The organism is Dactylosporangium sp. NPDC051484 (genome assembly GCF_040689395.1).
Lineage (GTDB): Bacteria > Actinomycetota > Actinomycetes > Mycobacteriales > Micromonosporaceae > Dactylosporangium.
In genome coordinates this window covers 452,760-472,989 of record NZ_JBFAZX010000003.1, presented here as the reverse complement: position 1 = coordinate 472,989, position 20,230 = coordinate 452,760, and the positions used below count along the sequence as shown (strand labels likewise).

Annotated in this window: 23 protein-coding genes; 10 read left to right on the top strand and 13 right to left on the bottom strand. The window is 71.8% G+C overall.

All coding sequences use genetic code 11. The annotated features are described in order from the left end of the window. Positions 1-23: 23 nt before the first annotated feature. Together AB0367_RS08430 and AB0367_RS08425 are read right to left on the bottom strand one after the other, a co-directional pair. Entirely contained in the window at positions 24-1,070 is a 1,047-nt protein-coding gene (locus AB0367_RS08430) for a 3-deoxy-7-phosphoheptulonate synthase (RefSeq protein ID WP_366225549.1), read from the bottom strand. 289 nt (positions 1,071-1,359) lie between these two features. Further along, a complete protein-coding gene (locus AB0367_RS08425; RefSeq protein ID WP_366225548.1) occupies positions 1,360-3,246 on the bottom strand; it encodes a ricin-type beta-trefoil lectin domain protein in 1,887 nt (628 codons plus the stop codon). Positions 3,247-3,419: 173 nt separating this feature from the next. On the opposite strand from AB0367_RS08425, the gene AB0367_RS08420 reads away from it, so the two are divergent. The 3 genes from AB0367_RS08420 to AB0367_RS08410 all read left to right on the top strand — a co-directional run bounded on the left by AB0367_RS08420 (position 3,420) and on the right by AB0367_RS08410 (position 5,321). Further along, complete coding sequence (locus AB0367_RS08420; protein WP_366225547.1) at positions 3,420-4,424, top strand: LacI family DNA-binding transcriptional regulator; 1,005 nt, start codon at positions 3,420-3,422, stop codon at positions 4,422-4,424. A gap of 19 nt (positions 4,425-4,443) precedes the next feature. Further along, complete coding sequence (locus AB0367_RS08415) at positions 4,444-4,788, top strand: hypothetical protein (RefSeq protein ID WP_366225546.1); 345 nt, start codon at positions 4,444-4,446, stop codon at positions 4,786-4,788. Between the two features lie 110 nt (positions 4,789-4,898). Then, the gene (locus AB0367_RS08410) at positions 4,899-5,321 is read left to right on the top strand and encodes a hypothetical protein (RefSeq protein ID WP_366225545.1); all 423 of its coding nucleotides are present in this window, start codon (positions 4,899-4,901) and stop codon (positions 5,319-5,321) included. 31 nt (positions 5,322-5,352) lie between these two features. On the opposite strand, the gene deoC is transcribed toward AB0367_RS08410, so the two are convergent. The 4 genes from deoC to AB0367_RS08390 are packed head-to-tail and all read right to left on the bottom strand — an operon-like array spanning position 5,353 to position 8,945. Further along, complete coding sequence (gene deoC, locus AB0367_RS08405) at positions 5,353-6,027, bottom strand: deoxyribose-phosphate aldolase (RefSeq protein WP_366225544.1); 675 nt, start codon at positions 6,025-6,027, stop codon at positions 5,353-5,355. Positions 6,028-6,041: 14 nt separating this feature from the next. Next, on the bottom strand, positions 6,042-6,755 hold the full coding sequence (locus AB0367_RS08400; RefSeq protein ID WP_366225543.1) for a GntR family transcriptional regulator: 714 nt from the start codon (positions 6,753-6,755) through the stop codon (positions 6,042-6,044). Positions 6,756-6,807: 52 nt separating this feature from the next. Continuing rightward, positions 6,808-8,100 (bottom strand): serine hydrolase domain-containing protein, encoded by a 1,293-nt coding sequence (locus tag AB0367_RS08395; RefSeq protein WP_366225542.1) that lies wholly within the window; start codon positions 8,098-8,100, stop codon positions 6,808-6,810. Further along, entirely contained in the window at positions 8,097-8,945 is an 849-nt protein-coding gene (locus AB0367_RS08390; RefSeq protein WP_366225541.1) for an NAD(P)-dependent oxidoreductase, read from the bottom strand. Before AB0367_RS08390 ends, AB0367_RS08395 begins: the two co-directional genes overlap by 4 nt. A gap of 155 nt (positions 8,946-9,100) precedes the next feature. On the opposite strand from AB0367_RS08390, the gene AB0367_RS08385 reads away from it, so the two are divergent. Beyond that, positions 9,101-9,667, top strand: a complete 567-nt coding sequence (locus tag AB0367_RS08385) for a hypothetical protein (RefSeq protein WP_366225540.1) — start codon at positions 9,101-9,103, stop codon at positions 9,665-9,667. Here the strand turns inward: AB0367_RS08385 and AB0367_RS08380 are convergent. From AB0367_RS08380 to AB0367_RS08370, 3 genes are all read right to left on the bottom strand, one after another. Next, on the bottom strand, positions 9,664-10,728 hold the full coding sequence (locus AB0367_RS08380) for a hemolysin family protein (protein ID WP_366225539.1): 1,065 nt from the start codon (positions 10,726-10,728) through the stop codon (positions 9,664-9,666). The two genes, AB0367_RS08385 and AB0367_RS08380, sit on opposite strands and share 4 nt — an antisense overlap. After that, on the bottom strand, positions 10,725-12,044 hold the full coding sequence (locus AB0367_RS08375; protein ID WP_366225620.1) for a hemolysin family protein: 1,320 nt from the start codon (positions 12,042-12,044) through the stop codon (positions 10,725-10,727). Before AB0367_RS08375 ends, AB0367_RS08380 begins: the two co-directional genes overlap by 4 nt. Before the next feature lie 151 nt (positions 12,045-12,195). Then, positions 12,196-12,387 (bottom strand): hypothetical protein, encoded by a 192-nt coding sequence (locus AB0367_RS08370; RefSeq protein ID WP_366225538.1) that lies wholly within the window; start codon positions 12,385-12,387, stop codon positions 12,196-12,198. Between the two features lie 92 nt (positions 12,388-12,479). Here AB0367_RS08370 and AB0367_RS08365 point away from each other — a divergent pair, with 92 nt between their 5' ends. The 3 genes from AB0367_RS08365 to AB0367_RS08355 all read left to right on the top strand — a co-directional run bounded on the left by AB0367_RS08365 (position 12,480) and on the right by AB0367_RS08355 (position 14,072). Further along, positions 12,480-12,938, top strand: coding sequence for a MarR family transcriptional regulator (locus AB0367_RS08365; RefSeq protein ID WP_366225537.1), 459 nt, complete (start codon positions 12,480-12,482; stop codon positions 12,936-12,938). A gap of 73 nt (positions 12,939-13,011) precedes the next feature. Then, positions 13,012-13,761: a serine hydrolase domain-containing protein gene (locus AB0367_RS08360; protein ID WP_366225536.1), complete on the top strand. Its 750-nt coding sequence runs from the start codon at positions 13,012-13,014 to the stop codon at positions 13,759-13,761. Continuing rightward, entirely contained in the window at positions 13,758-14,072 is a 315-nt protein-coding gene (locus AB0367_RS08355) for a hypothetical protein (RefSeq protein ID WP_366225534.1), read from the top strand. Before AB0367_RS08360 ends, AB0367_RS08355 begins: the two co-directional genes overlap by 4 nt. Positions 14,073-14,109: 37 nt before the next feature. Here AB0367_RS08355 and AB0367_RS08350 read toward each other — a convergent pair whose 3' ends face one another. From AB0367_RS08350 to AB0367_RS08335, 4 genes are read right to left on the bottom strand one after another with little or no spacing between them, the layout of a single operon-like run. Continuing rightward, complete coding sequence (locus AB0367_RS08350) at positions 14,110-14,838, bottom strand: SDR family oxidoreductase (protein WP_366225533.1); 729 nt, start codon at positions 14,836-14,838, stop codon at positions 14,110-14,112. Positions 14,839-14,847: 9 nt separating this feature from the next. Next, positions 14,848-15,822, bottom strand: a complete 975-nt coding sequence (locus tag AB0367_RS08345; RefSeq protein ID WP_366225532.1) for a glutathione S-transferase C-terminal domain-containing protein — start codon at positions 15,820-15,822, stop codon at positions 14,848-14,850. A gap of 7 nt (positions 15,823-15,829) precedes the next feature. Then, positions 15,830-16,525, bottom strand: a complete 696-nt coding sequence (locus AB0367_RS08340; RefSeq protein ID WP_366225531.1) for an SDR family oxidoreductase — start codon at positions 16,523-16,525, stop codon at positions 15,830-15,832. A gap of 57 nt (positions 16,526-16,582) precedes the next feature. After that, positions 16,583-17,800 (bottom strand): MFS transporter, encoded by a 1,218-nt coding sequence (locus AB0367_RS08335; protein ID WP_366225530.1) that lies wholly within the window; start codon positions 17,798-17,800, stop codon positions 16,583-16,585. Between the two features lie 100 nt (positions 17,801-17,900). Here AB0367_RS08335 and AB0367_RS08330 point away from each other — a divergent pair, with 100 nt between their 5' ends. The 3 genes from AB0367_RS08330 (at position 17,901) to AB0367_RS08320 (ending at position 20,214) form a co-directional block, all read left to right on the top strand. Continuing rightward, a complete protein-coding gene (locus AB0367_RS08330; RefSeq protein ID WP_366225529.1) occupies positions 17,901-18,443 on the top strand; it encodes a TetR/AcrR family transcriptional regulator in 543 nt (180 codons plus the stop codon). A gap of 10 nt (positions 18,444-18,453) precedes the next feature. After that, positions 18,454-18,831 (top strand): DUF427 domain-containing protein, encoded by a 378-nt coding sequence (locus AB0367_RS08325; protein WP_366225528.1) that lies wholly within the window; start codon positions 18,454-18,456, stop codon positions 18,829-18,831. Between the two features lie 132 nt (positions 18,832-18,963). Beyond that, positions 18,964-20,214: an Ig-like domain-containing protein gene (locus AB0367_RS08320; protein ID WP_366225527.1), complete on the top strand. Its 1,251-nt coding sequence runs from the start codon at positions 18,964-18,966 to the stop codon at positions 20,212-20,214. Positions 20,215-20,230 lie beyond the last annotated feature (16 nt).

The window sequence follows — 20,230 nt, the reverse complement described above, 5'->3', positions numbered from 1 at the left end:
AAGTGGCCCGGGCCGTTTCCGTGTCAGGCGGCGCGCCTGGCCCGTACCGCCGCGGCGAGGTCGTCGAGCAGGGCGTCGGTGGTGTCCCAGGACATGCAGGCGTCGGTGACGCTCTGGCCGTAGGTCAGCTCGTCCCCCAGGTCCTGCCGCCCCGCGACGAGGAAGCTCTCCAGCATCACCCCGGCGATCCCGTCCTGGCCCGCGGCCACCTGCTCGGCAACCTCGCGCGCCACGCCGGCCTGGCGGACGTGGTCCTTGCCGCTGTTGCCGTGGCTGGCGTCCACGATGAGCCGCTGCGGCATCTGCGCCTTCTCCAGCCGGGCCAGCGCGTCGGCGACGTCGGCCGAGCCGTAGTTCGGGCCCGAACGGGCGCCGCGCAGGATGATGTGGCAGTCCGGGTTGCCTGCTGTGGAGACCACCGCGGCCCGCCCGTCCTCGTCCACGCCGAAGAACACGTGCCGGCTCTCCGCCGTGCGACAACCGTCGATGGCTACCTGCACGTCGCCGTCGGTGCCGTTCTTGAACCCGACCGGCATCGACAGGCCCGACGCCAGCTGCCGGTGCACCTGGCTCTCCGGCGTCCGCGCGCCGATCGCGCCCCACGAGACCGCGTCGGCGATGTACTGCGGGCTGGTCGGCTCCAGGAACTCGCACCCGACCGGCAGCCCGAGGCCGAGCACGTCGAGCAGCAGCCGGCGGGCCAGCCGCAGGCCGCGGGGCACGTCGAACGTCTCGTCGAGCCCGGGGTCGTTGATGAGGCCCTTCCAGCCGACGGTGGTGCGGGGCTTCTCGAAGTACACCCGCATGACGATGGCGAGATCGGCGGACAGTCGCTGCGCCGCGGACGCCAGGCGGTGCGCGTAGTCCACCGCCGCCACCGGATCGTGCACCGAGCACGGCCCGACGACCACGAGCAGCCGGTCGTCCGCGCCGGTGACGATGCGGTGCACCTCGTCCCGGCCGCGCTGCACGACCGCGGCCCGCTCGTCGTCCATCGGCAGCTCGGCGGCGAGCTCGCGCGGGGTGACCAGCGGCCGGTAGCCGGTGACCCGAAGATTGTTGGTGTCCATGACCCGTCTCAATCCTTCCCAGGGAGGCGGGCCCGGTGCAACCAGCCCGCCGCGTGACACGACGAAGGGCAGAGACCGAGGTCTCCGCCCTTGCTGGCTCCGGGTGAACTTAGGTCAGCGTGAGCGACCGCCGGCTCCACCCGGAGCCACGGTAAACGCCCGATAACCGAAATTCACGTGACCATAGTACCGCAGGAGCCCGCGCTGTCGACGTGACGCTCGTCAAAGCCGAGTCGCGACCGGGTCCCGGACGACCACCCCACCGTCGCCGTCCGGGACCCGGGCGTTGCTAAGCGGGCAGCGTCCAGCGCTGGTTGGCGCCCGCGAAGCAGGTCCAGATCTGCAGCCGCGTGCCGTCGGCCGAGGTGTTGCCGGTCACGTCGAGGCACTTGCCGAGCGAGCGCAGCGTGCCGTCGGAGTTGGCCGTCCACTGCTGCGCCGTCGTGCCGTTGCAGTCGTACAGCTGGATCTTCGCGCCGTCGGCGGAGCTGGCCGAGGTCACGTCGAGGCACTTGCCCAGCGCCCGGATCGTGCCGTCGGTGCCGACCGTCCACTGCTGGGCGGTGCTGCCGTTGCAGGTGTAGAGCTGCACGGCCGTGCCGTTGGCGGAGCTGGCGCCGGCCACATCGACGCACTTGCCGCCGAGACCGGTGATCTGGCCGGTGCGCGAGCCGCCCCCGCCCCCACCGCCGCCGCCCGTGACGCCGGACTTCCAGGTGAAGGTCGCCGAGGTCCTGGTGGGCAGGCTGTAGGTGAAGTGCTGACCGCCCCAGTTCACGGTGACCTGCTGGGTGCTGCCGGTGTTGTTGTAGGCGATCAGCGCGCGGGTGCCGTCGGTGTTGAGGTACGCGATGTTCGGCACGCTCGCGTTGGCGGTGGAGTCGACGCGCCAGGCGCCCGGCTTCACGAACTTCGTCAGGTGGCCCATCGTGTAGTACTCGATGGTGTAGTCCACCTGCCCGCTGCGCGAGTCTCCATTGTGGACCGTGATGAGGCCGGTGCAGGTGCCGCAACCGCCGTAGTGCGGGCCACCGTTCTGGTCCACGGCGAGGCTCCACTTCGTGAAGCTCTTGCTCCAGTTGCGCCCGTAGTCGATGAGGTTGAGCATGTCCTCCTTCTGCTGGTTGGCGATCCAGGTGCCGCCGGAGTGCTCGGTGCTGTAGGCATCGACGCCCGGGTACTGGTTGTGCACCGACGTCTGCTTGGTGACGTCGCCGCCGTAGCCGTGCCAGGCGATGCCGCCGAAGAGCGAGTCGTTGCGGATGGCCGCGTCGTTGACCGACGGGGCGGCGTAGGAGTCGTACATGTCCCAGTTCCAGTCGTGCACCAGGACCTTGGTGGACAGTCCGGCGGCGTGGAACGCGGGCAGCAGGTTGCTGGCGACGAAGAAGTCGAGGCCGCTGCCGTTCCAGCTCATCGACGGGTATCCGGCGCAGCACGTCGGCTCGTTCTGCGGGGTCACGAAGTCGACCTTCACGCCCTGCGCCTGATACGCCTGGACGTACTTGACGAAGTACTGCGCGTAGGCGCCGTAGTACTGCGACTGCAGCCAGCCACCGTTGAGGTTGCCGTTGTCCTTCATCCACGCCGGCGCCGTCCAGGGGCTGGCCATCGTGGTCAGCTGCGGGTTGAGCTGCTGCGCCTGCTTGGTCAGCGGCAGCACGTCGACGAGGTCGTGGGAGATGCTGAAGTTCGCCAGGCTCGGGTCGGTCTGGCCGGCCGGGCGGTCGTCGTAGCTGTACCCGTAGCGGGCCAGGTCCGAGGCGCCCATGGGGTTGCGCAGGAAGCTCAGGCCGATGCCGTTGTTCGGGTCGAAGAGCTTCTGCATCACGGTATTCCTGGTGCTCGCCGACAGCGCACCGGAGCTGTTCATCAGCCAGGCCGCGGTGTCGGTGAACGAAGCGCCGCCACCGCTGAAGGTCTGGTAGCGGGTGGCGTCGTTGACGGTGATGTTCTGCCCGGCGCCGCCGGTGCCGGAGGTGAAGCCCACGGCGGCCTGCTGGGCCAGGCCCTGGGTGACATTGCGGCCACCGGCGTCGCTGGTGGTGGTGAGCCAGACACTGACGGTCTCACCGGCGGCGAAAGCGCTCGGCGCGGCGGCGAAACCGACGACGCCGACGGTGACGGCGGCGAACGCGGCGAGCCCGGTGCGCAGCCTGATACGGGGACGGTGCATGCGGCCTCCTAGGGCCAGGGGCGGGAAACGGCGGGTGCGGACGCCGACTGTGATGTAACAAATGAAACGGCGGTGTAACATCGCAGAGCATCAGGAAACCGCCACAGGCATTGACTGTCAAGAGTCTTTAGAGAAACCTCTATGCCGCGGATCATGGAACGGGGGTGGTGACCATGGCCGGCCACCGGCGGGTCACGGTACGCGCCATCGCCGCGGAGACCGGCATGTCGATCGCCACGGTCTCGCGCGCCCTCAACGACCACGCCTCGGTCGCGCCGCCCACCCGCGCGCTCGTCCACGAGGCCGCCGAGCGCCTGCGCGCGCGGATCGGCCTGAGTGACCAGCCCCGGGGCGGCACGGTGTTCGTGCGCTGCCCGTATGTGCTGACCGACTACTTCGGCCTGATCGTCACCTCGATCGCCGAGACGCTCACGCTGCACGGCCGCCGGCTCGTGCTCACCGCCGGCGAGGCCGCCCAGCGCACCCCGCTGCTCGCCGACCTCGACGCCCGCTACGGCCTGACCGGCGTCATCGTGATCCTGCCCCCGGAGCCCGGCGACGACCTGGTCGAGCTGCGGCGCCGCGGCATCCCGTTCGTGGTCGTCGATCCACGCACCGCGCTGCCGCGCGACATCGTCTCGGTCTCCGCCGCGCACTTCGCCGGCGCCCGGCGCCTCACCGCCCACCTGGTGGGGCTGGGCCACCGCCGCATCGGCGTGATCGGCGGCCCGACCGAGTGGCTGGCCAGCGACGCCCGCCTGGCCGGCCACAACGCCGCCCTCGCCGACGTGGGCGTGCTCCCGTCCGGTGAACTGCTGCGCAGCGTCGAGCCGACCACCGAACGCGGCCACCGCGCCGCCGGCGAGCTGCTCGACCTGCCGAATCGCCCGACGGCCCTGGTCTGCTTCAACGACAAGGCCGCCGTGGGCGCCCTGCGCGCCGCCGCCGAGCGCGGCCTGCGCATCCCGGCCGACCTCTCCGTCACCGGCTTCGACGACCTGGACCTGGCCCAGGCGACGGGCCTGACCACGGTGCGCCAGCCGCTGCAGGAGATGGGCCGCATGGCGGTCACGCTCCTGGTCCGCCTGCTGGAGCGGCACGAGCTCGACGCGCTGCACATCGAGCTCGCCACCGAGCTGGTGATCCGCTCCTCGGCAGCCCCTCCGCCGGCAGCCTGACGGTGCGATCCTGGGACGCATGACGCGACCCCGCATCTGGTACGTCTTGCAACACCGCCCCGGCCCCGCCGCCGACCCCGCCGTCCGCATCACCGACCAGCCCGGCTTTCAAGAACACCTGGCGTTCCTGCGCCGGCGCGAGCGGGACGGCACCCTGGTCGCCGCCGGCCCGCTCGAGGACAGCGACACCGGCGAGGGCGAGGACATCGCGGTGCTCGCCACCCAAACCCCCGAGGAGGCCCGCCGCCTGGCCGAACAGGACGACGAGGCGGTCCGCTCGGGCCTGCTCTCGGTGACGGTCCGGACATGGACCGTCGTCATGGCGCCCGTGCTGCCGCCCACCGGGCCCGATACGGCCGGATGACCCGGGTGAGCCCGGATCCGCCGGAATATCGCCTCCGAATGTGACGACCTGGCCACCAGTCGCGGGGTTTTGCTTCCGTCATTCAGTTCTCACGGAAGCAGGGAGGCCTCATGTCTCGACCCGTCTGGAAAGTCCTGTTCACGGCCACGGGCTGCACGGCGCTGCTCATCGCCGGTCCAGGCGTGCTGTCCGCCTGGTCGTCCGCGCCACCGGCGCAAGCCCCGGCGCAGATGCTGACCGCGTCGGGCGAGGGCGACTTCTGGCACCATCACACGCCCACGCCCACGCCGACCAAGACGCACTCGAAGAGCCCGACGCCGTCGAAGTCCCCGTCCAAGTCGCCGTCGAAGTCCCCGTCGAACTCTCCGTCCCACACGGTGACGCCGACGCACACCGCGACGCCGACCCCGTCGTCCCTGCCGGTCACCGGCGGCGCGACGGGCGGGACCATCGGCGGGCTGGCACTGGCCGGGGTCACCGCGATCGGCCTCGGTGTCGCGATGCACCGCAGCGCACGCCGCCGGACGCAGTGACCGCCCGCCGGGAGCCGCCGAGGGCCTGACCTCACGCGGAGTGCCGGGTGGCCAGCTCGTCGAGCATCGCCGCGGTCGTGGTGGCGCCGAACCTCGTGGCGCCGGCGTCCACCATGGACAGCAGCACGTCCAGCGTCCGCACGCCGCCGGCCGCCTTGACGCCGACGTGCGCCGAGACCGCGGCCCGCATCAGGCGTACGTCGTGCAGCGTGGCGCCGGTCGGGGCGAACCCCGTCGACGTCTTGACGTATCGCGCGCCCGCCTCCTCGGCGAGCTCACACCCGCGACGCTTCTCGGCGTCGGTCAGGTAGGCATTCTCCAGAATCACCTTGACCGCCGCGCCGGAGGCCGCGACCACGACGGCGGCGACGTCCGCGCGCACGTCGTCGTCGCGGCCCTCGCGCAGGCGGCCGATGTTGAGCACCATGTCGATCTCGGCGGCGCCGTCGGCCAGGGCCGCCGCGGTCTCCGCGACCTTGATCCGGGTCGCGTGGGCGCCGTGCGGAAAGCCGACCACCGTACCGACCAGGACTCCGGTGCCGGAGAGTCGTGCGGCGGCGAACGGCACGTCGGACGGCTTCACGCACACCGACGCGACGTCGTAGCGCGCGGCGAGGTCGCAGCCCGCGGCGACATCGGCGAGGGTCAGCTCCGGGCGCAGGAGCGAGTGGTCGATCATCTTCGCGACCTGTCGTACGGACAGCATGCGGGATCCTTTCCTCAGGGGTCCACCGAGAACGCGACCTGCAGGCCGTAGCGGGCACCGGCATACCGGGACTCGGTCAGCTCCAGCGGGTGGTCGTCCCGGTCGAGAATGAGGCGCCGCTCCACCAGCAGCGCCGAGCCGGGCGGCAGGTCCAGCAGCCGGCAGTCGTCCTCGGTCGCCGGATGCGCGTCGAGCGAGGCGTGACCGTTCGCCGGGGCGCGGCCCAGCCGGACCAGCGTCTCGTGCAGCGAGTCGCGGGCGAGGTCGGCGTCGAGCAGCCCGCGCAGATCGCCCGGGAACACGGCACGCTCGATCGCCACCGGCACGTCGTCGGCCAGCCGCAGGCGGGACACTGCGACGACGTCGGCGCCAGGCCTCAGCGCCAGCCGAGCCGCCTCGTCGGGGCTCGCCGGGCGCACCTCGGCGCCGAGCAGGCGCGAGGAGGGCCGCCGGCCGCGGCGGCGCATCTCCGCGCTGAACCGCACGAGCATGTCCGCACGACGCTGGGTGACCGGCGGGGCGACGAACGTGCCACGGCCCACCCGGCGATACACCAGCCCGTCGGCGGCAAGCCGCTGCAGCGCCGCGCGGGCGGTCATCCGGCTGACGCCGAACTCGTCGCACAGCTCGGCCTCGGACGGCACCGGGTCGTGCGGCCGGGCCGCCGCGACGCGCACGCGCAGCGCCTGCTCGATCTGGTGGTACTTCGGCGCGAACTCCACGCTCATGTCGTAAATGTATAGTCAACTAGCGGGCTATACAACTACGCCGCCGGCCGGGTCAGCCCGCGAGGGCGTCGGCGGCGGCCTTGCGGGCCGCGTTGTTGCCGCCCCAGGCGGCGTCGGGGTGCACGCGGTTGGTCAGCAGCACCAGCACCACCCCGCGGCGCGGCTCCATCACGATCGACGTACCGGTGAAGCCGGTATGACCGAAGGCGCCGTGGCCGGCCAGGCGCCCCATGTACCACGCCCGGTCGACGTCGACGCCCAGCCCGTGCGCCGCCGCCGGGCCGAGGTGGGCGTTGGCGTTGGCGCGCATCCGCTCCACCGTGGCCGGGCGCAGCAGCGGGCCGCCGTCCGACAGCAGCGCCCGGCCGAACAGGCCCAGGTCGGCGGCCGTGGCGAACAGGCCGGCGTGCCCGGACACGCCGCCGAACGCCGCCGCGGCCGGGTCGTGGACGGTACCGCGCAGCGGGCCCTCGGTGGCGGCGATGCGGGGCAGCAGCCGCAGCGGTGGGAGGTACCCGGTGTCGGCCATGCCCAGTGGCGCGGCGATCTCGGTGCGGACCAGGGTGTCCAGGCGCTCGCCGGTCAGCTCGGTGACGATCGCGCCGAGGGCGATGAAGTTCTGGTCGGCGTAGATGAACGCGGAGCCGGGCGCGGCGACCGGTGGCTCACGCAGCACGTGCTCCAGTTGGTCGGCCGGAGAGCCGCCGGCCAGCGGGGCGTCCTTGGACAGGCCGGACGTGTGGGTGAGCAGCATCCGCACCGTGATCCCGGGCTTGTCCACGAAGGACGGCAGGTATCGCGCCGCCGGCGCGTCGAGGTCGAGCCGGCCGCGCTCGACGAGGCGCAGGGCGAGCACCGCGGTGAACACCTTGGTCAGCGACGCCAGGTCGTAGATGGTGTCCGGGCGGGCCGGCACGCGCTCGGCCGCCGGCAGTTCCGTCTTGTCCGCAGCGTAGCGGACCGCGTCGCCGACGGCGAAGTGCGCGGCGACCCGCCCGTCGACGGCGGCGAAGGCGACCGCGCCCGGATACATCGGGTGCCCCGGATGGTCGGGCGTCGGCCGCAGGTAGCCCTCGACCGCGGCACGCAAGCCGGCCTCGTAGCGGGTGACCGGCGGTGTGGCCCACGGCTCCGGCAGCGACACCGGGATCGACCAGGCCCGCGAAACGGCCGATGGCGACGCCGGGACCGGCGACCGGCGGGTCGGTCCGCCGCAGCCGGTCAGTGCCGCGGCGGCGGCCACTCCCAGGATCAGCAGCCGGCGGCGGGCGATCGGCCGGGAGGCGGCGAGGTCGCAGGCGCCGAAACCCGAAATCTGCGATAGGTCCGGGCCGCCACCTGTCACGACGGTGAGCGGACGGCCTCGTAGATCGCCGCCATGTCGACCTCGGCGAAGCCGCGTGCGACCGCCTCGTCCAGCAGGCGGCTGACGGCGTCCACAATGGACGAATCGACCCCGGCCCGGGCGGCGAGCTCGCCGACGAGCCGGGCGTCCTTCGCCGCGCCCTCGGCCGCAAACGCCACCGGATAGTCGCGCTGCCCCATCAGCTGGCCCTTGACCTGTGCGTACGGCATGTCGAGCGGGCCGCCGGCGATGAGCGGAAGGAAGTCGACGCCGAGCGCGTCGGCCAGCGCGACACTCTGCGCGAGCGCGGCGACGCTGGTCACCACCCAGCTGTTGACGACGAGCTTGGCCCGGCTGCCCCGGCCGGCCGGGCCGAGCCAGGTGACCTTCGCCGAGATCGGCGCCGCCAGCTCCTCGACGCGGGCGCGCACCTCGTCGGGGCCGGAGGCGAGCACGTTGAGCTTGCCCTGCTCGGCCGGGCCGCGGGTGCCGAGCACCGGGGCGTCGACGTAGGTCAGGCCCAGATCGGCGGCCAGCGCCCCGAGCTCGTCGGCGCCGTCGGCACCCACGGTGCTCAACTGCAGCCACAGCGTGCCCGGCGCGAGCCCGGGCGCGGCAGCGCGCATGACCTCTGCGACGGAGGCGGCGTCGAACAGCACGGTCACCACGGGATCGGCGCCCCGGACCGCGTCGGCGGGCGTGTCCGCCACGACCGCGCCGTCGGCGGCGAGCGGTTCGGCGCCGGCGCGGGCGCGGTTCCACACCCGCACCTCCTGACCCGCCCTGAGCCAGTTCCGGGCCACCGCCGCGCCCATGATCCCGGTGCCCAGCACAGCCAGTGTCATGCGGCGATCGTCGCACGCTTTGGTGCCCTCTCCAACAGCCGTTCATCCCCACCGCTGCGCGTCACCCCACCCACCGGCACCGAGTGGCGCAGGATCGGTGAGCATCGACCAGGGCGAGTGACGGTGCTGGCGGTGTCCCGCTACGGTCTACGGGCATGAGCTCACCGCAGGAGACCGAAGTCGGTCAGTGCGTTGCGACGCCGGCTCCGCAGCCTTCGCCGGTTGGCATCGGCAGCCGGGTCGTGGCACTCGTCGGTGCGCTCGCGGCGGTCCTGGCGCTGGCGTTGCCGTGGGCCCGGGAGGACAACACCGTCACGGTGGCCACCGATTTCGGCGAGACCGCCACCCTGCTGCAGCGCGGGGGCGACGTGTGGACCGGGTGGGCGCTGCACGGCGCCAGCCGGCTCGACGGGCATCGGCCGGTCACCGTGGCGTTCGCGATGCTGCTGATCACCGCCACGGTGGTGCTGGTGGGCGCGGCCTGGGCGACGTTCGAGCGGCCACGGTCGATCTGGATCGCGCCGACGACGGCGGTGGTGGCGATAGTGACGCTGATCATCAGCGTGCCGGGGCTCGACGGGATCGCCGGGCGGTTCGGGTCCGGGCAAGTCACGACCGTCGAATTCGGGGTGGCGGTGTGGCGGACGGCGCTGGCCGTCGTGGCCGTGGGCGCCACACGACTGACGTTGCTGCAGGAGACGATCCGGCGAAGGGCCCGTTAGCTTCGAGCTGGTGTGTTGCAGTACGCGGCGACGATCGGATCGGTTTCGTCGTCGAACTGGCCGATGACCTGTTCCAGGAGGTCTTCGAGGGCGACCAGGCCGACCGGGTGGTCGTGTTCGGTGACGATGGCGACCTGGGCGCGGTGTTCGCGCATGGCGCGGATGGCCGACAGCGCGCTGCACTGCGCGGGCAAGGTGTACGGGGTGGTCATCAGGTAGCCGGCGGTGGCCTCGACGCGGCCGGTGGTGGCCTTGAGCGCGTCGCGGGCGTGCACGACGCCGACGATGCGACCGTGGTCGGTGACGGGGAGCCGGGAGCGGCCGTGCCGCAGGCAGAGTCGTTCGACGTCGCGGGCGGTGGCGTCGGCGTGCACGGTGACGACCTGTTCGATGGGAACCATGACCGTGGCGACGGTGGTGTGCTGCAGGGTCAGCATCGCGGTGAGCAGCTGCTCGTCGGAGGCGGGCAGGGTGCCGTGCCGGCGCGAGGTCTGCAACAGGATCAGCAGCTCATCGGGGCCGTGAGCCTGAGCCAGTTCGCCCTGCGGTGTGATCTTGAACAGTCGCAGGATGGCATTGGCCATGGCGTTGAGCGCGGCGAGGGCAGGACGGGCGAGCCGGGCGAACGCCCGGAACGGCAAGGCGAGCAACACCGCTGAACGTTCCGGTTGGGTGATGGCCCACGATTTGGGTGCCATCTCACCCACGACCATGTGCAGGAACACCACCACCGCTAAGGCCAGGATGAACGCGGCGACGTAACTGGCCTGGGACGGCAGCCCGGTGGCGTGCAGCAGCGGTTCGAGCAGGTCGGCCAGGGCGGGTTTGGCCAGGGCACCCAGCCCCAGTGAGCACAACGTGATGCCGAGCTGGGATCCGGCGAGCATGAGCGACAGTTCCCGGTTGCCCGCCAGGGCCGCGCGTGCGGCGGGGGAACCGTCGGCGGCGAGGGACTCCAGCCGATGACGCTTGGAGGCGACCAGTGCGAACTCGGCGGCGACGAAGAAGGCGTTGAGGGCCAGCAGCGCCAGTGAGGCGGCCAGGGCGGTGGTGGGACTCATGACTGCTGCCCCATGGCGACGTGGACGGTGGTGGCAACGCGCCGCCGCACGGTCACGGCGGTCAGCCAGATCGGCCGTGCGAGCAGGTCGGGTCCGGGCTGGGTGGCCAGGTCGACGTGGTCGCCCTCGGTCAGTACCCGGCCGAGGCGGCACAGCATGAGGCCGGAGATCGTGTCGTAGCGCGAATCCGTGGGCAGCTGGATGCCGGTGGCGTCGGCGATCTCGTCCAGCCGCCACCGGCCCGGCACGAGCCAGGATCCGTCAGGCTGGCGTTCGGCGCCGGGTTCGGGCAGGTCGTCCTCGTCGCGGATCTGACCGACGAGTTCTTCGGCGATGTCCTCGAGGCTGATGACGCCGGCGAACCCGCCGTACTCGTCGGTGACGATGGCCAGTTGCCGTCGCGCGACGCGCAGCTGCTCCAGCACCTGGGCGAGCCTCGCGGAGGCCGGCACCACGACCGGGGGTGCGGCCAGTTCGCGTACGGGGGTGTGGTCGCGCTGGTCCGGGTCGAGGGTCAGCACGTCGGTGACCGAGACGATGCCGGTGACGTCGTCGACGCCGGTGCCGATGACGGGGAAGCGGGAATGGCCGCTTGGCAGCAGTCGCACGAGTCGGCTGGCGGGTTCGTCGGCGTGCACGGTGATGACGTCGACGCGGGGCACCATCACCTTGCCGGCGCTGAGGTTGCGGAAGTCCAGGCCCGAGTCGAGCAGCCGCGCGGTGTCGACGTCGAGGTCGCCGCGGTCACGAGCGTCGGCGACGATGCGTTCGAGGTCTTCACGAGTGGCGCCTTGGGGCAGTTCCTCCACCGGTTCGATGCCGGCGCGGCGCAACAGCCGCGTCGCCGCGGCGTCGAAGACTTTGATCAGCGGCCCGGCGACGGTCAGGTACATCAGTGTCGAGCTCGACAGCCACCTGGCCAACGTGTCCGGCTTGGTGATGGCGAGGTTCTTCGGTGCGAGCTCGCCGAGGACCATCTGCACCACGGTGGCGACCAGCAACGCCGCCGCCACCGACACAGGCAGGCTCGCCGTGCGTGGGACGCCGGCCGACCCGAGCAGCGCGGCCAGTCCTTCGCCCAGGTACGGCTCGGCGACATAACCGGCCAGCAGGGCCGTGACGGTGATGCCGAGCTGCGCCCCCGACAGCATGAACGACAGCCGCTCGGTCACCTGCAACGCTCGCGCCGCCGCGGGGTCACCACCGTCAGCCGCCCGCCGCAGTGCGCCACGATCCACCGCTACGTAGGCGAACTCCTGTGCGACGAAGTACGCCGTCGCCGCGGTCAACGCCAGGATCAGCGCCAAGCCGACCATTATGAGCGTCACCGGCGTTCACCGGCTCCAGCACGTCGGGCGCGTCCGCGCGACCATGGCGGCGCTGGCGTATGTCGGTCGGGATCACCCACGAACGAAAACTATCACGCGCAACTGTACAGTTTCCGTGCCGTTGCGGGCCTTGGGCGCATCACGGCTCACGAGCGCGGCGCTGCTCCTCGGCCGCGCGCTTCTGGTTCTCCCGCAGGCGCTTGTACTGCTCGCGTGCCTCCGGGCTCCAGCCCTGGATCGCGCCCTCGACGGTGGCCGGACCGAAGATCCGGAACAGGAAGTGAGCGACACGGTCCTTCTTCGGCTGCGAACGACGCTTGAACGGGAACATGACGATTCCTTCGGGTGCAAATCGTTGGGGTGCTAACTATTGGTGTACGGCTAGTATGTCAGCGACCAACACGTTCGGGAAGGGCGGGGCACGTGACCGAGGACGCGGCAGCCGCGGTACAGATCCCTGATCCGCTGGCCCTGGAGCATCAGGTCTGCTTCGCGCTCGCGGTGGCGTCACGCAACGTCATCGCGCTCTACCGTCCGCTCCTGGAGCCGATGGGGCTGACGCATCCGCAGTATCTCGTGATGCTGGCGCTGTGGCAGCACGCACCGCTGTCGGTCAAGGACCTCAGCCGCCTGCTCCAGCTCGACCCGGGCACCCTGTCCCCGCTGCTCAAACGGCTGGAGTCGGCCGGGTTCATCCACCGGCGGCGGGCGCCGCACGACGAACGCGTCCTGGAGGTCACGCTCACGGAGTCCGGGCGGGCGCTGCGCGTGGACGCGGAGCGCATCCCGCCGGCCGTGGTGGAGCGCCTCGGCATGCCGCTGGAGGAGCTGCTACAGCTACATGAGGCCCTGACGAGGGTCATCAAGATCACGACAGCCTAGTACGACCGATTCCGCTTCGCGGGCGCGGTATTCAGCAGCGGCTGGGTGCGGCCGGGCGGTACTGTGCGCAGCCGTGAACGATGTCGTACAAGGGAGCGTGGCGCCCGGGTTCGAGGGCGTCGCCGAGACGTTTCGTGGGCTGGTCGAGTCCGGGGCGGAGACCGGCGCCTCGGTGGCGGCGTATGTGGGCGGCAAGCTCGTCGTGGACCTCTGGGGCGGCTGGGCGGACGCCGGCCGGACGAGGCCCTGGCGGCACGACACGCTCGCGACCGTGTTCTCGGCGGGCAAGCCCGTCGCCGCGCTCGCCGTGCTCACGCGGGTCGCCGACGGGCGGATCGGACTGGACGATCCGGTCGCGCGGTACTGGCCGGCGTTCCAGCACTCTGGCGGCACCGTCCGGCATGCGCTGGCGCACCAGCTGGGGCTGCCCGCGATCGCCGAGGCGCTCACGCCGGGCGAGGCGCTGGACTGGGAGCGCTACACAGGCGCGATCTTCGCGAGTCCGCTGGAGTGGGAACCGGGGACCGCGGTGGGCGAGCACGCCCTGACGTACGGCAACATCCTCGGCGCCATCCTGCGGGGCGCGACGGGCGAGACCGTCGGCGCGGTGGTTCGCGGCCTCGGCCATGATGTCCACTTCGGACTGTCCACGGCCGGCTCGGCGCGGTGCGCGGAGATGGAGCATGGCGCGCCGGACTGGGCGCAGCGCGCGGTGCACGGCCGCGGCGAGCTGTGGGCCCGGGCGCTGGCAACCCGGCCGGGCTGCTCGACACCGCGGTGCTCAACGGGGCCGCCTGGCGAGAGGGCGAGCTGCCCGCCGTGAACGGTCATGCGACCGCGCGCGGCCTCGCGGGGCTGTACCAGGCCCTCCCCGACCTGTTGCCCGCCGGGCTGCTCGCCGAGGCGCTGGCGCCGCAGGCCGAGGGGGTCGACCGGCTGCTCGAGGAGAACGCGACCTGGACGCTCGGCTGGCGGCGCGACGCGGGCTGGGTCGGCATGGGCGGGATCGGCGGGTCGTCGGCCGGCGGGCACCTCGACAAGCCGGGCGGCTACCGGATGGCATACGTGACCAGGCACCTGGCCGACCACGGCCGCGGCAACGCGCTGTACGACGCGCTCGAGGCATGCCTCTGAGGCGGGTATGACGACGTGGTGCTGACGCGTACGCCCGTCAGAGGCCGCCGGCGACGCGGAGGGTGGCGCCCGTCGCATATGAGGCGGCGGGACTGAGTAGCCAGGCGATGGCCTCGGCGATCTCGTCCGGCGTGCCCAGCCGCCCGACGGGGATGCGGGACACGACGTTGGCGGCGCGGTCCGGGTCACCGGTCTGCTCGTGGATCTCGGTGTCGATGAACCCGGGCGCGACGCCGTTGACCCGGATGCCCTCGGCCGCGAGCTCCTTGGCCAGCCCGAGGGTGAGCGCGTCGACGGCGGCCTTGCTGGCGGCGTAGTGGATGTAGTTGCCGGGGCTGCCCAGGGTGGCGGCGGACGAGGACACGTTGACGATCGCGCCGCCCCGGGTCATCACCCGCGCCGCCTGCCGCGCGCAGAGGAACGCCCCGATGACGTTGACCTCCATGACCCGGCGCAGCTCGTCGGCCCGCACGTCGGCCAGGCGCCCCAGGGTGGAGGCGATGCCGGCGTTGTTGACCAGCCCGGTGACCGGGCCGAGGCCCGCCGCCGCCTCGAACAGCGCGACGACGTCGTCCTCCAGCGCGGTGTCGGCCCGCACCGCGATCGCGTGGCCACCCAGCGCCGCGACGGCTTCGACGATGCCGTGCGCCGCCCCGGCCGCGCTGCGATACCCGACGACGACCCGGTGCCCGTCGCGCGCGAGCCGCAGGCACGTCGCCGCGCCGATCCCCCGGCTGCCGCCGGTCACGATGGTCACCTGCTCCATGGCTCCAACCTACCGGTCCGCGGGGGCCGTCGGGGGCGTGCCGGCGCCGAACGGGGTGCCGCCGAGCGATTCGCGGCCGTGGGGCTCCTGCCAGCCGGAGAGGTCGGGGCCGAGCGGGACGATGCCGGACGGGTTGATGTCGCGGTGCACCTCGTAGTAGTGGCGCTTGATCTGGTCGAAGTCGACGGTGTCGCCGAAGCCCGGGGTCTGGAACAGGTCGCGCGTGTAGGCCCACAGGACCGGCATCTCGGTGAGCTTCTCGCGGTTGCATTTGTAGTGGCCGTGGTACACGGCGTCGAAGCGCACCAGCGTGGTGAACAGCCGCACGTCGGCCTCGGTGATGGAGTCACCCACGAGGTACCGCCGCCGCGAAAGGCGCTCCGAGAGCCAGTCGAGGCGCGCGAACAGGCGGCGGTAGGCGTTCTCGTAGGCCTCCTGGCTGCCCGCGAAGCCGCAGCGGTACACCCCGTTGTTGACGTCGCGGAAGACGAGCTCGTTGACCTCGTCGATCTCCGCGCGCAGGGCCTCGGGGTAGAGCCGGGGCGCGCCCTCGCGGTGATACGCGGTCCACTCCGTCGACAGGTCCAGCGTCAGCGGGTCGTAGTCGTTCGTCACGACCTCGCCGGTGAGCACGTCGACGATCGCGGGCACGGTGATCCCGCGCTCGTAGCCGGGAAAGCGCCTGAAATACGCCTCCTGCAGCCGCTCGATGCCCAGCACCGGGTCGCGGCCGCCCGGGTCCAGGTCGAACGTCCAGCTACGCACGTCGTGGGTGGGGCCGCACACGCCCATCGACAGCACGTCCTCCAGCCCCAGCAGCCGGCGCACGATGATGGCCCGGCTCGCCCACGGGCATGCCCGGCTGACCACCAGGCGGTAGCGGCCGGGCTCGACCGGATAGCCGAACCGGCCGTCCGCCGTGACGCGGCTGCCGATGTACCGCGCGTCGCGCTTGAACTCGCCCTCGGTCCGGTATGTGCTCATATTCCAATTACACCAGCTGCGGGTAGAGAGCCTCCGGTGCGGCGGACAGGCCGCGCTTGACATTGCGGCTGACCTCGTCGGCGAGCACCTCGAACGCGTCCGCCTCGACCCCGTCGAAGGCGAGCCGGGCGACCTCGGCGGCGGACGCCTTCGGGCCCTCGATGCCCGCGGTCATGTCGGTGTCGATGTACCCGACATGCAGCCCGGTCACCCCGGTCCCCTGGGGCGCGAGCTCCAGCCGCAATGCGTTCGTCGCCTGCCAGGCGGCGGCCTTGGACGCGCTGTACGACGTGCCCTGGCTGATCCACGACAGCACCGAGTGCACGTTGAGCAGGTGCCCGCCGCCGTTGGCCGCGAGGATCGGGGCGAAGGCGCGGCTGACGTGGATCAGGCCGTAGAAGTTCGTCTCGAACTCGCGGCGAATGTCGGCGATGGCGCCGTTGAGCACGCTCGCGCGCATGCTGATGCCGGCGTTGTTCACCACCAGGGTCACGTCCTGTGCCTGGCCGGCCGCGTGGAGTACCGAATCCGGATCCGTGACGTCGAGGGCGAGCGGCGTGGCGCCGGGCGTGCGCACGGACCGCGGGTCGCGGGCGGCGGCGTAGACCTTGCGGGCGCCGCGCGCCAGCGCGGCCTCCACGAACGCCTGTCCGAGTCCCCGGTTGCCGCCCGTGACCAGGACGACTGCGTTTTCGAGCTGCATCTGAACCTCCGAGTGAACGAGAAAACCGACCGCGTGTCGAAGCTTGGGGATGAGGGGCTACCGGGCCAGGCGCAGCTGGGCGGCGAGCGCGACGAGCGCGGCCACGATGATCGCGCCGCCGTACCACAGCACGGTGTTCAGCAGACCCAGCGGCGCGACGAGCTGGCCGGCGAGCATGGTCGGCACGCCGAAGGAGAGGTAGGCGACCAGGAACACCGCGGCGAACAGGCCCGCCCGCTGGTGGGCCTCGGCGAGCGGGCCGACCGTACGCAGGGCGCCGGACAGGGTGGAGCCGAAGCCGGCCCCGCCGACCAGGCCGCCCACCCACAGCAGGGGCAGGGTGACCGTGCCGATGCCGGCGAGCACGATCGCGGCGCCGGCCAGGACGGCGACGGTGCCGAACCGCACGACGGTGCGCGCGGGGTATCGGCTGAGCAGGTAGGCGGCGCTCGCGGCAGCCGCCGGGGGCAGGAACGCGGTCACGCCGTTGAGCAGGCCGCTGTCGTGGTGGAACACGTCGCGCAGGATGCTCGGCGACAGGCCCATGAACAGCCCGGCCAGCATCCAGGAGGCCAGGTGCGCCGGGGCGGCGGCCAGGAAGTCCGGGCGGGCCGGCCGCGGTACCGACACCTGGGGCCGCAGCGCGGCGACGGCGCCCGGGCGGCGGCTGACCGTCTCGGCCGACAGTGCCGCGGTCACGGTGCCCAGCGCCATGATGACGGCGAGGCTGGTGAAGACGATGAGGTTCGCCTCGTGCGTGAACTGCACGGCGGCGCCGGTGAGCAGGGCGCCGAGGCCGAGGCCGCCGGCGGGGGCGACGGCGCCGAGAATGCCGCCGAGCCGCTTGTGCCCCGGGGGCGCGAGCTCGACCAGGGCGGCGGTGAACGCGCTGGTCGCGGCGCCGGTGGCGACGCCCTGCACGATCCGGGCGGCGATCACCCAGCCGATGCCGGGTGCGAACACGAACATGAGCATCGCGGCGAGCTCGACGACGAGCGCGCCGATGAGCACCGGGCGGCGCCCGACGTGGTCGGACAGGGAGCCGACGACGAGCAGCGAGGCGAGCAGGCCGAAGGCGTAGGCGGCGAACGCCACCGTCAGCACCCAGGGCGCGAAGCCCCACTGGTGCTCGAAGAGGACCAGTAGGGACGTGGGCGCGCCGGCCGCGAGATACAGGGACGCGAAGGCCAGCGCGGCGCCGGCGAACGCCACGCCCGGCGGAAGGGTCCGGCGGCGGCCGGTGACGAGCGGGCGTTCGAGTGTTGCGGTAGACATCGCGCGACTCCTAAAGCAAAAGTTCTTGCGTTAGGCTGAACGTACGCCACATCCCGGTCGTTAAAGCAACGATATTTGCTTTAGTTAGGAGGGTCACATCATGTCTGCCCCTGTGCGCCGCACCGGCGGGCGCAGCGCCGCCGTGCTGTCGGCGATCCGGTACGCCGTGGAGGACCTCGTCCGCGAGCGCGGGGCGGAGAAGGTGACGATCCCGATGGTCGCCGAGCGCGCGGGCGTCAACCCGACGAGCATCTACCGCCGCTGGGGCGACGCGCCGGCGATGCTCAACGACATCGCGACGTACCGCCTCGACCCGGACCGGTCGCTGCCGCAGACCGGCGACCTGCGCGCCGACCTGACCGCGTGGGCCGGCGAGATCGTCGAGCACTACCGCAAGCCGCTCAACGCCGCGATCCTGCGCGGCGGCACCCCGATGGCCGGCGAGCGGGAGACCGACTGCCTGCGCAACCGCCGCACCGAGGCGCTGCAGATCGTCGAGCGGGCCGGCACCGCGAGCCAGGTCACCGCCGACGAGATGATCGACCAGATCATCGCGCCGATCGTCTACCGGGCCGTCTTCCTGCCGTGGACCCTCGACGAAGACCTGGCGGCCCGCCTGGTCGACCGGCTGCTGCCCGCATAGCGTTGGCGGCATGAGTCGCTCACAGCTGATCCCAGGCCCCGACCACCCGATCACCGTCGCGCCCGCGGGCGTGCGGGTCGTGGTACGCGCCGGCGAGCACGTCGTCGCCGACACCACGGACGCGCTCGCACTGCAGGAGTCGACCTACCCGGTCGTGTACTACGTCCCGCTGGCCGACGTCGACCAGAACCTGCTGCGCCGCACCGAGCACAGCACCTACTGCCCGTACAAGGGGGACGCGTCCTACTACTCCGTCGTCACACCGGACGCGACGGTCGAGAACGCGGTGTGGAGCTACGAGGAGCCATACCCGGCCGTGACGCCGATCGAGAAGCGCGTCGCCTTCTACACCGACCGCCTCGAAGTGACGGTCGTCTCCGGCTCCTGAGCCGCTCACTGTAAACCCGGGCCGCCGCCGGCCACGTCTAGGGTTCGGGGCCGGTCAGGGGCAATACCGGCCCAAGGGTTTTGCGCGGCGGCCCGTTGTGGGTACCGTTCGCGGACGGGGGAGGACGCAGACATGTTGAGTCGTCGCAAGATGCTGACCGCCGGCGCCGGGATCGTCTCGGCCGCCGCGCTCGCCGCGTGTGACAACGACGCCAAGGGCACCTGGGCGTCGAACGGGTCGTCGCCGGGCGCCGGCGGCAACGGGGCTGACGGTGGCGGCGGGGGTGGCGGGGGTGGCACACCGGCCAAGGTCACCGTCGCGCCGGCCGCCGACAGCAAGGACGTGCCGCCCACCAGCCAGGTCACGGTCGCGATCGAGCACGGCACCCTCAGCACGGTCACCGTGGCGGCCAACGGCAAGAACCTCGACGGCAAGCTCGCCGACGACAAGCACAACTGGACCTCGACGGGGGCACTGACCTACGGGCAGACGTATACGGTGACCGTCACCGGGGTCGACGCGGCCGGCAAGGACGTCAACGAGACCAGCAGCTTCACCACGCTCAAGCCCAGCGCGGTCGCCTCGATCACGTTCCAGGCCAACCCGATGCTCGCGCTGAAGAACGGCGCCACCTACGGCGTCGGCCAGCCCGTCATCGTGTTCTTCAACAAGGCCGTCAAGAACCAGGACGCCGCCGAGCGGGCGATGAAGGTGACCTCCTCGCCCGGCGTCGAGGGCAAGTGGCACTGGGTCAGCAACCAGAGCGCGCACTGGCGCCCGGAGAAGTACTGGACGAAGGGCACCACCGTCAAGGTCGCCGTCGACCTCCTCGGGGTCGACCTAGGCAACGGGGTGTACGGCGGCGGCAACTACTCCGCCGACTTCTCCATCGGCCCGTCCCGCATCGCCATCGCCGACTCCAACACGCATCAGATGGAGTGCTATGTCGACGGCGAGATGGTGAAGAAGATCCCGGTCAGCCTGGGCAAGGGCGGGACCACGACCGGCTCCAAGGGCGAGACGATCGACTTCTTCACCCGCTCCGGCGTGCACGTGCTGATGACCAAGGAGCCCCTCGTCACGATGAGCTCCGCCAGCTACGGCATCACGGACAAGAACAACCCGAACTACTACGAGGAGAAGATCCGGCTGGCGTGCCGGATCTCGCTGTCGGGCGAATACGTGCACCTGGCCGACTGGAACATCCCCTCCCATGGCAAGGCCAACACCTCTCACGGCTGCATCAACGTGGCCCCGGCCAACGCGCAGTGGTTCTACGACACGTTCGACACCGGCGACGTCGTCGAGGTCCGCAACACGCCCAAGCAGCTGCCCCTCAACGACGGCCTCGGCGACTGGAACGTGCCCTGGGCCCAGTGGTGAGGCAACGGTGAGCCGG